Annotated in this window: 7 protein-coding genes; 2 read left to right on the forward strand and 5 right to left on the reverse strand. The window is 67.8% G+C overall.

All coding sequences use genetic code 11. From position 1 onward, the window contains the following. Positions 1-86: 86 nt before the first annotated feature. Positions 87-5,081 carry a MobF family relaxase gene (mobF, locus tag RM788_RS33885; protein WP_315922729.1) on the forward strand — a complete coding sequence of 1,665 codons (4,995 nt, stop codon included), beginning with the start codon at positions 87-89 and terminating at the stop codon, positions 5,079-5,081. Between the two features lie 409 nt (positions 5,082-5,490). Beyond that, positions 5,491-6,555, forward strand: a complete 1,065-nt coding sequence (locus RM788_RS33890; protein WP_315922731.1) for a hypothetical protein — start codon at positions 5,491-5,493, stop codon at positions 6,553-6,555. 63 nt (positions 6,556-6,618) lie between these two features. Here the strand turns inward: RM788_RS33890 and RM788_RS33895 are convergent, their stop codons facing one another. The 5 genes from RM788_RS33895 to RM788_RS33915 form a co-directional block, all read right to left on the reverse strand. Beyond that, a complete protein-coding gene (locus RM788_RS33895) occupies positions 6,619-7,875 on the reverse strand; it encodes a DUF1173 family protein (protein ID WP_315922733.1) in 1,257 nt (418 codons plus the stop codon). Between the two features lie 108 nt (positions 7,876-7,983). Further along, the gene (locus RM788_RS33900) at positions 7,984-8,604 is read right to left on the reverse strand and encodes a hypothetical protein (RefSeq protein ID WP_315922735.1); all 621 of its coding nucleotides are present in this window, start codon (positions 8,602-8,604) and stop codon (positions 7,984-7,986) included. Then, positions 8,601-10,481, reverse strand: coding sequence for a type IV secretory system conjugative DNA transfer family protein (locus RM788_RS33905; RefSeq protein WP_315922737.1), 1,881 nt, complete (start codon positions 10,479-10,481; stop codon positions 8,601-8,603). Before RM788_RS33905 ends, RM788_RS33900 begins: the two co-directional genes overlap by 4 nt. After that, on the reverse strand, positions 10,478-11,626 hold the full coding sequence (locus tag RM788_RS33910; protein WP_315922739.1) for a C40 family peptidase: 1,149 nt from the start codon (positions 11,624-11,626) through the stop codon (positions 10,478-10,480). Before RM788_RS33910 ends, RM788_RS33905 begins: the two co-directional genes overlap by 4 nt. Positions 11,627-11,676: 50 nt before the next feature. Further along, positions 11,677-12,552 (reverse strand): hypothetical protein, encoded by an 876-nt coding sequence (locus RM788_RS33915; protein WP_315922741.1) that lies wholly within the window; start codon positions 12,550-12,552, stop codon positions 11,677-11,679. Positions 12,553-12,565: the final 13 nt, after the last annotated feature.

Raw genomic sequence — 12,565 nt, forward strand, 5'->3', positions numbered from 1 at the left:
GCCCCGCCACCAGTCCCGACCACCCTGCCGCACCATCGCAGGTCCGCCAGCCTCTCACGCCACAGCACCTCTTGCACTCTGAGTGCATGACGTCGCTGAATCGATTAACCAATGCTGATAGCAGTGAAAATTGTCAACTAGTATGGACGTCAACTCATGTGGACAAACTGGTGGTCTGTTCGGTGATCGGTGTGCGCACGCTCTCGCCCGGCGGGTATGACTACCTGACCGGGTCGGTGGCGTGCGCGGACCGCGAACTCGACGCGGGCGAGTCGTTGTCGGACTACTACCTCGCGCACGGCTACCCGCCCGGCCAGTGGTTCGGCCGGGGAGCGGCCGAGCTGAGCATGTCCGGTGAGGTCACCGCGGCGCAGATGAACGCGCTGTTCGGCGAAGGACGTCACCCCGATGCCGATCGCATCCAGGCGGAAATGATCGCCGACGGGCGCACCGAGGCCGAGGCTTTGGCGGCGACCAAGCTCGGTTACCGGTTCCCACAGTACGACGGTGCCGACGTCGTGCGCGGCAAGGTCATCGCCGCCTACAAACAGCACAACCTCGACCATGACCACCCGCCGGGCGCTCCGATCGACGACGCGACTCGCGCAACCATCCGCCGAGACGTCCAAGCGCAGACCTACGCCGACACGCACAAGGGGCATAAGCCTTCTGACGATGAGCTGACCAAGTGGCTGGCCGAGCAGAAGAAGGCTATGAAGTCGGCCACCAGCGGCTACGAGCTGGTGCTCGCGCCGCCGAAGTCGGTCAGTGTGGAATTCGCGCTGGACGACACCCACCGCGACCTGGTGGTGAGCCTGCACCGTCGGGCCGTTCTCGACACCCTCACGTACTTCGAGGACAACGTCGCCTTCACCCGCAAAGGGGCCGGTGGCTACACCCAGCACGACGTCACGGGCATCGCCGCGGCCATCTTCGAGCACTGGGACTCCCGCGCGGGCGACCCGCACCTGCACACCCACGTACCCATCAGCGCGAAGGTCCAAGGCCCGGACGGCCGCTGGACCACGCTGGACGGCCGCACCATCCTGGCCGCCTCAGTCACCATGAGCGAGTTCTACAACTCCCGCATCCGCGATCTGTTCCGCGAACACGGAGCGTCCTGGACCGAACGCCCCGCCGGCGGCATCGACCTCAAACGGCCGACCTGGGAACTGGACGGCCTACCCAACGAGTTGCTGGCCGGGTTCTCCCAGCGCGCCTCACAGGTCGAGCAGGACCGCGCCCGCCGGATCGTCGCGTTCCGCCACAACCACGGCCGCGAACCCTCGCCCAAGGAAATCCTCGAGATCTCCAAACGGGCGCAATACGGCACCCGCGCCGCTAAGCAAGCCCCGCGCTCGCTGTCCGATCACCTGCGCCGCTGGCGAGCGCAGGCCGAGGAGATGGTCACTCCCGAGGCGATCGACCAGCTGGGGCAACGGGTGTTCGGCAGCCAACCCGAAGCGCTGTCCGAAGTCGACATCAACGAACTCGCCCAAGCCACCCTGGCAACCGTCTCGGACTACTACTCCCACTTCAACCGGTGGAACGTCGAGGCTGAAGCGCATCGGCAGACCGCACACCTGCGCGTCGCCGACGGCGGCCGTGACGAGCTGATCGCCGATGTGGTGCGCTCGGCGCTCGGCTCGGCGGACATCGTCGCTCTGGAAGCGCCATCGGTGGTCGAGGAGCCGAATGCGTTGCGGCGCCGCTCCGGCGAGAGCGTGTTCGTCGAGCACAACAGCCGCCGGTACACCACCGGCCGGACCCTGCGCGAGGAATCCGCGCTCGCCGCGTGGGGCGCACTCACCGACGGCCGCCGTCTCCGGCCAGAAGCCGTGGAACAGGCGCTGGCCAAGGCCCGCAGGCTCAACCGCGGACAGCGCGCCGCTGTCGCGTCCTTCGCCACTTCGGGTCGCCGGGTGCAGCTGCTCTACGCGCCGGCGGGTGCGGGTAAGACCACCGCAATGAAGGTCTATGCCGACATCGTGCGCGCCGAGGGCGGGCGGGTGTTCGCTTTCGGGCCCAGCGCGCGGGCCGCGCATGTGCTCGCCGACTCGATCGACGCGCGGCCGCACACCCTGCACCAGGTGACCACCGCACAGCGGATCGGCGTGGTGGAGAAAGCGTTCCCGTTCCGCCGCGGTGACGTGCTGATCGTCGACGAGGTGTCGATGGCTGGCACCCACACCCTGCACGGCGTGGTGTCCTACGCGCTGCGGCGCGGCGCGGACGTCCGCCTGGTGGGCGATGACAAGCAGCTCGCCGCGGTCGAAGCCGGGGGAGCGGTCCGCTGGTTCGAACACCTCAACGGCGCCGTGCGACTCACCCAGGTAGTGCGCTTCGACGACCCCGACCAGCGTGCCGCCTCCCTGTCACTGCACGCGGGCGATGCCACCGGGCTGGACTTCTACTTCGAGCAAGGCTGGGTCAACGGCGGTAGTCGCGAGACCATCCGCGACGCCGCCCACCACGCCTGGCGTGCCGACTTGGATGCCGGTCGCCAGTCGTTGCTGATCGTGCCCACCAACTCCGATGTCACCGCACTCAACCTCGAAGCCCGCGCCCTGCGCCAACTCCGCGGCGACATCGCCGACGACGGCCACGCCGTGCAGTTGCACGACGGCACCCACGCCAGTCGGGGTGACTGGGTCGTCACCCGCCACAACGACCGACTCAAGACCCTGTTCGGGGGCAAGGACTTCATCAAGAACGGTGACACCTGGGACGTGCTGGCCGTGCGCAAGGGCGGCGGGCTCAAGCTGCGCCACCAGGTCAACCGGGGCACTGTGGTGGTCCCGGCCGACTATGTCGCCGAGTATGTCGAACTTGCCTATGCCGCCACGATCAACCGTGTCCAAGGCATGACCAGCGCCGGTTCCGCGCATGCGATCGTCACCCAGGGCATCTCTCGCGAACAGCTCTACACCCTCATCACCCGCGCTGTGGATGACAACCGGGTCTACGTCGAGACCCACCAGCACACCATCGACTCCCATCAGGAAACCCCACTCGACCAGACCGCGCGCGGCGTGTTGGAGGCCGCGCTGACCCGCTCGTCGGCGGAAACCTCGGCCAATGAGGAGTTGCGCGACGCCCTGGTCGCCTCCGAGTCGCTGCACACCCTGGTCGGCCGTCACGATTACGTCGCGCTGTTGGGCACCGAGGAACAGGTCGAGGCGGTGCTCACCGAGCACGTTCCGACGCTGCTGGAGTATCCCGCCGCACCATCACTCCGGCAGACCTTGCGCACTGCCCAAGCCCTAGGCTGGCAGGCCGACCGGCTCGTGTCCGCCGCGGTGGCTGGTGGCTTGCCGGACACAGGCGACAGCGACAATGCCGTCGACGACCCGGCCGCGATACTGCGCTGGCGCATCCAGCAGCGTGTCCTGAACGAAGTCGCGCCCGCACGTACCGCCGCACCTACGCTCGCCCTCACTAACCGGTGGCGCGAGATCGTCGAGCACCACGACGCCACCGCCGCAGTCGAGGACAGCACTTGGGAACGGGTGTGGCAGGTGGCGGCAGCCGCCGCTGAACAAGGTCTGGACGCCGACGCAGCAGTGACTGACGCCGCTCGTTCGCTCGCCGCACGACCCACCAACGACCCGATGCCCGATCACCGGTTCACCGCCGCCGAGCTTGACGAGGCACTGCGCCAGCAGCGCGAGCACGGCGGCGGATGGCAGCCCGCGTTGCCGTGGCTGGCACACCCCGATCACCACCGGCTCACCGAACAGCCGGAATTGCTGGACTTCGTCCATCGGGTCAACGACGCCATCGGTGCCCGTGTCGGTCAACTGCGCGCCACCGTTGCCGCCGAGGAACCGGCCTGGACCGCCGCGTTGGGCCCGCGCCCACTCGACGATCCCACAGCAGCGGAACGCTGGGATCGGCTGGCAGGGCTCGCCGCGGCCTACCGCGACACCTACCGGGTGACCACCGACGACCCACGCCACCCGCTGGGAAACGAACCCCACGGCACCGGGCTACAAGCCCGTGCCTGGCGCGACCTCATCACCCAATGGACCCCGCCGGAGGCCGACGAACCAGCTGATGCCGAGCAGACGGCGACCACCGGACAACCAACCAGCGCACTGGACCGGCTCCGCGACACCATCGACCCCGACGAACTGTTCGACGCCATCATTGCCGACGAGATGGTCACCGCCGCACCGGTCGAGGAGCGGCTGTCCGAACTTGCACACCGCTACGAACGCAGCGCGCGGGCAGCAAACGAACAGCATCTCGACGACCGAATCACCCAGGTGCTCACCACCCGCGCCCCGGCAACGCTGAACGGCGATGCCGAACCGGCGCTACGAAGGCTGCTGCACCGCGCTCACGAGCAGGGCTGGATCGTCGAACAGGCTGTACCCGATGCCGACAGCCTCGCCGGTATCGACGGGGCCCGCGATCCGGCCGCCGTGCTGTACCGGCGCATCGAACAGCGTATGCAGCGTGCCAACCCGCCCGAGGAACTGTCGCAGCGCCGCGGCCCGCTGCCCTGGCTGGACGCCGCCGACCCGGCAGCACTGGCCGACCAGCCAGACCTGACCCGGCACCTTGACCAGCTCGCACAGGCCATCGCCGACCGCACGTCCCAGTTGCGCGATGACATCGCCCTGATGCAGCCGGACTGGACTGCCGGTCTCGGCCCCCGACCCGAGCCTCCCGCCTCCGCAGCCCGTTGGGACGAACTCGCCGCAGCGGCAGCGGCTTACCGCGAGACCTACCACGTCACCACACCCAGCCCTGATGTCCCGCTGGGCGCTCAACCCCGAGGCAATGACGCCCGCGCCCGCGCCTGGAAGAACCTCACCGACCACTGGAGGCCCATCGTGACCGCACCCGACGACCAGTTTTCAGCCAACCAGGAGAGCATCAACGCCCTACGCGCCCAAGTCATCGAACTCGCCGAGGACCGAGTCGAGGACGCCGATGAACTGGCAGCTGATTACGACGCCGAAGGCTACGACCTGCGTATCGACAGCCGCGCGGAGGAGGCCGCCGAGGAACTGGACCGCTACGACGACCCCGAGGACATCGACGAGGCCCTTGGCTCCGGGTTCGGTTACTGACCAGCGGTCACCGCACGACCCGTCGAAAACCCGGCTGTACGCGACTCGTGCCAGCACGACCACAGCCGATCTCACCGTGTGTTCAGGCTGCCCGGCAATGTGCGATTTATGGACGAACGGCGCACCACAGTCACAGCTGCCGCCATGACCGCGACCACGATGACGGGTAGCAACGGCTGTGGCGTGTCTCGCGGTTGTGCAGACGAGGCGCACGTTGCTGGTTCACTTCGGCCTCGACCACGGTGCACCATGCTCGCGGGGCTGCTGCAGACGGATGACCAAGTGGCAGGATGGATGCCGACCAAGGACGTGACGCATCACGTCTCCCGAGCGCGTTCACCGCGCGCTCGGTCCTAACACCTGTTGTTCTGCACTGCTTCCGCCGTCGATGTGAACGGGTCCTTCCACCATGACTTCCACCAACGCCGAGCCGCCCGACCCCCGCAAGGCGCAAGCCCGAGCACTCTCCGCCCGCCCCGGCATGTCCTATGCCGCCGCCCTGCGTCAGGTCGTCGGCTCGGCCCAGCCGTGGCAGCCCAAGCACCGATGGGTGCTCACCGACGAGGTACGCGACTGGCTGTCCGGCGACAGTCGGCGCGGTGACCGCCGCGACCTGTACGCCTGGCTCGACAACCTGCCCGCCACCTTTGCCTGCGACCTATGTGGCGAGCCGGGCGACGCCCGCACGGCCGACTGCGCCATCACACCGGTCGTTACCGCCTACGACCCGGACTTCGCACCGGTGACCCGACACGTGACCACGCGGAAATACCACGCGACCTGCAAGCCGTCCTCGATGGACTGGGTGCCGGAGACCGAGCTTCCGCCCGGCCCGCTGTACCTCGGTCTGCGCGCTGCCGACCGGCCTGACTTGATCGGCACGGTCGACTTCGGTGTGCATGCCCTGCTGGACACCGACCCCGAAGACGGCATCCGGCATGCGATGTTGTTGCTGACCGCCCGCATCGTCGAGGACCACGGCCGCGGCGTCTTCCCGTGGTCGACCGAACTGGAGCTGTACCTGGGCAGCCAAGGCATCACTAGCCTCGCCGCCTTGGACGATGACGACGAGCCCGCATGGACACTGCGGATCTCCACCGAGAACACGGTCGGGAATCGACCACCCTGGATCGCGATCCGCATCGGCCACGGCGGGTACGACGACACCCCGCGACACCTGCTGCTGCGTGAAGTGGACCTACCCGACGGGTGGGCCGACGCCGCACGCCGAGCCGGACATGTCGACGTCGCCGTCGGCCTGTGCACACGCCACTGGGACACCGCGCCGGTGCCCGAGGAACTTGCCGACGGCATCGCCGACATCATCAAGGAACTGTCCTTCATTACCAAGACCGCTGCTGACAATCATTGCGACTGCGCCCTGCTGACCGCCGACCACGCCGTCGCGCTCGTCGAGTCCGGCGCGTTTCTCCTGGGCTGGGTTCGTGTCCTGAGCGATGACGGGATCGGCTGACACCGCAGCGACCAACAGGAATAGGGGCGACGGCGACGATCAGGTCCGGCGGCGAGGTCAGGGTTAGCGGGTGAGGTCGGGAAGCGCGTCGCGCACGTCCCATTCCAGCAGGGTTCGGCCGGAGTCACGGTAGAACGCCTGCTTGCTGCGCTTGCGGACTTCGTAGTCTTGCCTGCCGCGTACGCCCCACACCTCCACGTACGTTTCCGGATCGGTGTCGACCAGCACGAAGTCGGGGAAAATCGACCCGCCGTTGTAGTGCAGCGGCTTCACGAATGCACGACCGGCATTCTGCAGCGCCTCGGCCATCTCCGCTTCGTGGCTGGAGTCGGCCGGTATGTAGGAGCCGGTCGTCAGCATTGCGGCCAGGTCCACGACGAGTGGGTAACCGCGAGGGCTGCGCTCGACCAGGCACAGCACCACTTGGCGCCGACCCACCTGGCCAGCCTGCTCGCTGAACACGCTCGGGTAGGACCGACGCGCCCGGTTCATCAACGGCGTGGAAGCGAACAACGGCGCCCGCTGGTGGGCCAGCCGCAGCCGCACGCCGCCGTGTTCGGTCGGCTCGAAGGCGCGAATTTCGCCCAAGACCAGGCCGCGACGGCGGGTGCGACCGACGTTGCTCAACCGGGCGAGGTACCGCTGCCAGGCGACGTTGATGCTGTCGGCGTGCTCACGTTCAAATGGAGGTACGACCCACAGCACGTCGGCCAATGCCACCTGGTTGACCCTGCAATCGCTGGCCTGCTCCTCCAACAGCGCCCGGCAGATGCGCCAGATCCGTTGCCGATGGTGTGGGTGCCACACGTTGAGCCGCGCGGACTCCCACAGGAAATGCAGCAACGCCAGCAGCCCCATCGAGTTCCGTGTGGTCGTAGAGGAGTTGTTGTTCGCCTGTCGGAGCATGGATTTGTCAGCGGGACTTGCAGAAGCACCCCTCACAGTCAGCGGCGTGGACAGCCGAATCGAGGTGCCTTCGTCGGTGGTGGTGATGGACCCGGTGTGGGCGCTGCGCCCGGATATCGAGGAGGAACTGCGGTACCACGGGCAGGCAGGCGCGTGCTGATGGCCGCCCGCGGGCCAGTTGGCCAGGTGATACCGCCCCGCCCGGCAGCGAATCACCAGACGCACCACCTGGTCGGTACGGCACAGGCAGACTGCATGACCGACTTCGCTCCGTGCCCGGCCGAACAACAAGGTATACCGGTCAGGATGCTGCTTCACCGAGCTGGTCACCACGACGCGGTCGGCAAGCCGCACCTGCCCCAGCACTGCCGGCCCAGTCGCACCGATTCCTTCACTGGCTCGTACCGGATCCACGGGCACCTCCTCGTGTCGGATGGCCGACACATCTCGGCGTCGCAAACGGTGCCGCCGGTTGTCGTCTGAACTTACTCACGTGAGATGGCGGGATGGGAAACCAGACGGTTATGGGGGCTGAGTTGTCGAGGTCGCGAGCTCGGCAGCCAGCGTGAAACGGTCGGCGCGGGACGTCGACCCATCGTCGCGGTGGTCACCGTCGAGGCAGTCGGGACGGACCCAGTCACGGGTGAGTCGATCGCTGAATCCAGGACGCCACTGGTGCAGCCATGCCTGGGCGTCGCGGGAGTTCGCCTCGGGGCCGATATTGGCCGCGCGCCAACTGTAGGCGAGTGCCGCGACTTCCATGGCCACGCCGGGGTGCGAGCGCCAGCACGGCGGGATCGACCGCGCCCGGCTTCCATCGACGCCGACGAAGGTCACGTTGTACCAGCCCACGAAGTTCTCCACGGTAAACCGCGGATCCTCTCCGCCGTCGGGGTCGTTCTCCGCGGCCGCGGGCGGGGTGAACCACACCCACGCGGCCGGTTCGCTGAGGTCTTTTTCGGTATCAGCCGCGGGTTTCTTGGTCAGCTGGTTGACCCTGCGCTCCATCCGGCGCAGGGTCTGCGCGAACATCCCGACGATCTCGGTCAAGGACCTGATCTGGGCATCTCGGTCGGCCCCGCCCGCACCGGTCGTCGGCTGCCCGCGTTCAGACTCAGCCTCGGGTGCGGATTCATCGCTCATGGCGTAGGTCCGCTTAGGGGCCACCTGCCAGATCGCACGGTCTGCGGCAGCGCTACGGCGAATCCATCCGACCTGATCGGGACTTCCCCGTCGCGTACGGCCTGCACGTGCTGGCGGATGACCGTCCAATCAGAGCGTTTGCGCACATCGAGGGTGCGGGCGAGGACCGGGTCGAGGTGGCGGTGGATCACCAGCACACGGCCGCGGCGTACACGTCGGACGTCGCCGGGGCGGTAGGTGGGCACGGTCTCCACTCCCACCGACGTACGGGAGTGACCGAACAGCCCGTCGCTCTGCTGTTGGTAGCGGCGTCGGTCGTGGTGGCCGGTCAGCAGGGACACCCACTCCAGGGTGGTGCGGTCCTTGATGCCGCCCCACACGCTCAACGTGGTGGTGTTGTCCAACAGTTGGCGGGTGCGCTGTGGGGTGAACGCGTTCTCCAGCGCCGCCACCGACTGGGCGCCCCAGTGGATCAGTACGCCCCGGCCCGCGGAGTCGGAGACGATGTCGGGCACTTGCGGTACGGGGGTGGCGTTGGTGAGCTCGTCGAGGATCGCGGTGGCCGGTGGGTCGAGCCTTCGGTGCGGGGTGTGCAAAGCCATCTCCTGCGCGGTGGTCAGCCAGTGCTCGACCAGCGCGGTCAGGATCGGCGCGGCCTGCGCGGAGTGGTGTTGCCCTGCGATGAGGTAGAGCGAGCCGTGTTGGGCGATCATGGCGCGAGCGTCGAAGTCGTTGCCGGGCGCCGGCGAGCACAGTCGGCGTATCTGCGGGTCCAGGAACGGCTCGATCACCCGGCGCACGCTCATCCACACCGCGTCGGAGGTCTCGGCGACCATCCCGATCTCCGAGCGCAGGTTGCGGGCGTACTCGGGAAGCCCGGCCTGCTGGAGCAGCCGCACGGGTTCCTGGTCGACCGGTTTGCTCATCGCCCACCGCACCAGATCCGCGACCCCGCGGTGATGGATCGCCGCGGCGAGGAAATATGCCTGCAGCACCACCTTCGCCCGATCCCGGAACACCTTGTCGTTGCCACCGACGCCGGCGAGGCTGACCGACGCGGCCTCCACCATCGTGTGCGCGCGGCGGTAGGCCACCGTGGTGTCCTGGCAGCCCTGCACCGGGGACCACTGCACCTGCGCGGGCCAGGGCACCGCGCCGGTGATGTCGGCGACCATCACCGGACCCGCCTGATGCCGAGCGGCACGCAACAGCCCGCTGAACTCCAATAGATCGGGTTTGGTCGTGGAACACAGCAGCGCACCGGGCGCGGCGATGGCCTTGTGTACCAGGTCCCGACGGGATTTGCCGGACTGGGTCGGCGCCAGCGTCCCGGTCGGATTCTCCAGCGGCGTGCACATCGGCTGCCGCTGCGGACTCAGGTGCAAGGGCGCGGCGACTTCCTCCAACGGTGCCTGCCTGGCCTGTGCGCGGGACAGCCCAGGCCTGGTCCACTCCGCCGTGCGGCGGGCCGCGAACAGCGATAGCTCCTCGCGGAGGTCCTCGCGGCTGGCGTGCCCGGCCTGCGAGGGCCCGAACCGTCGCCACGCCGTTACCGCGATCGCCAGCACCAGGGCGGTGACCGCCGTCAACAGCACCGCGGTGATCGTCCAGTACCAGCCGACCTGACCGGCCAGGACGCCCGCCCACTGCCTGCCCAGCCCGTCGCCGGGCCGGTCGGGGTGCGCCATGACTCCGAACACCCCTGCGGGCCATGTGCTGACCTCGGGAATCGACCAGGGGCCGCCAAGCAGTCCGGTGGTCACCGCGGCGGCGACCATCAGGACGGCGGCGAGCGCGACCAGCATGCCCAGCACGGCAACGGCCAGGCCGATCAACGCCAGATCACGGCTGGTTCCCGGATTGACAGTGTTTCTCATAGCCGCGCGTCATCTCCTGGTGGTTGTCCGTTGCCGCCGACCACGATGCGGCGGATGGCGACCACCTTGGGCTTCCAGGACTCCAGGGTGGTGAGGATGACGCCGTGGTCGGTGTCGTAGGCGTCGACCACGTAGCCGTTGCCGACGTACATGCCGACGTGACCGGGAGCGGCCGCGGTGCCGTCGGATCCGGGGATGAACAGCAAGTCCCCAGGCTCGACCTGAGCCAGGGAACCGACCGCGACACCGTCGTGGACCTGGCTGTAGGTGGTACGGGAGATCGCGACCTGCGCGGCGGCCCACGCCGCTTGCATCAATCCGGAGCAGTCGAAGGACTCCGGGCCCGCCGCGCCCCACACGTACGGTTTGCCCAACTGGGCGAGTGCGTAGACCACCGCGGGGCGCACCTGCGGGTCGGCGGGCAACGTGAAGTTCTCGGGCAACTTCTTCAGGTCCAGGTCGCCGGTGTCGAGGTTGCCGCCGCCGCGGTCGGGGCAGCCACCGTGAGCGAAGTCGACGCTCACCGCAGCGGTGCCCGGTGGGGGAGGTGCGGGGTTGTCCGGGCCTTGCCAGAACCGGTCGGTGAGTGCGGCGGCCGTTGGTTCGCGCGGGGCGTAGCGGTCCGGGTAGCCCGAGCGTTGGACTGCTTGTTCGGCGGTACCGGGTGGCATGCTCGGCCAGCCGGGCAGCGCGAGCAATACGTCGAAGAACTTGTTCGCCGCGTACACGGGGTCGAGGACCTGTGCCGGAGTGCCCCATCCCTGGCTGGGGCGCTGCTGGAACAACCCGAGGCTGTCGCGGTCGCCGTAGTTGACGTTGACCAGCCCGGACTCGACCATCGCGGTCGCCAGTGCCAGCACAGCGGCGCGCTTTGGCAGCGAACGCCGCACGGCGGTGGTGACGATGGTCTGGGCGTTGGTCAACTGCTCACCGGTGAACGTCTCGTCAGCGATCTGCTGGGTGACGCCACCGGAGCCGTAACCGAGCTGTTGCGCCGACGAGCACTCCGCGGTGGCCGCGATGGCGCCGGACTGGCCCGCCACCAGCGCGGTGCCGACCAGCAACGCCGGGACCACCAGGAGTAGGTAGCCCACCACACCGATACCGGCAACCAGTGTGCCCGCGCGCGTCTCGTTGCTTCTCATGTCGACCTACCGGTTTCGCTTCTCTGAACTCACGAACACTCCGAGCATGGTCACAACCCCATCCCGGCGTTGTAACCGAGATCATCTTCAGGAGGTTGATCAAGCCAGGAATCGGCATGGTCCGCAGCCTCCGACGGGGTGTCGGAGGCTGCGACGATGTCCATGGCGGGGCCGACGCGAGCTCCGTCGACCTCGGAGTCGTCCGTGTCACTGCCATTGTGGACGGTGTCGCCGAGAATGCCACGGAGCACAAGATCGATGGCGTCCTCGCTGTCGGCAGTGAGAGTGTGGTTGTCCGGCATGCCCTCGAACAGAAGCCCGGCCAGACCTTCAGGGGTGTGGAATCCGTACTGCTCGCCATCGATGATCACGGGGCTGACCAGCCGTGTGGTGTCCTCGGCGTCGTAGGGCCAGGCCCACCGCAACTGCAGTGATTGATCACCCCGAGCGAATGTCTCGGCGTGTCCGTCCTCGATGATCTGCACATCGACCTGGTGCCAGCCATGGGAATCCAGGAGATCCGTGGTGTCCGAACGGTCCAGGTTCGTGACGAAGCCACCTGCCCGGTACATTCTGGCCAGTCGATCGTCGTGGTCGACTTGGTACTGATAAAGGCGAGAATCGGGCCGGAGATCGGTGAAGGTGTCGACGGGATGATGTCGAGCGTCGTGCAGCAACAAGTCCAGGTTCTCGGGGGCGACGGCGTAGTGGCGTAGTGCGTCGACGATCACCTCGGGACGGTCGACCTCGCCGAAACCGTTGCCCATGTCGAGTACGACCACCGGATCTCCCGACCCGCTGTGCAGATCGTGGATTTGGGCGTAGTAGGTCTGGAGGGTGTCGTTCCAGCCAGTGATGATCATGCGTTCGCCAAACGCCGATGCCACAGGCTGGAGCTGGATTCTGCTGTGGGCCACTGCACTCACCTCGTTCCTCCGT

The organism is Umezawaea sp. Da 62-37, from assembly GCF_032460545.1.
GTDB lineage: Bacteria > Actinomycetota > Actinomycetes > Mycobacteriales > Pseudonocardiaceae > Umezawaea.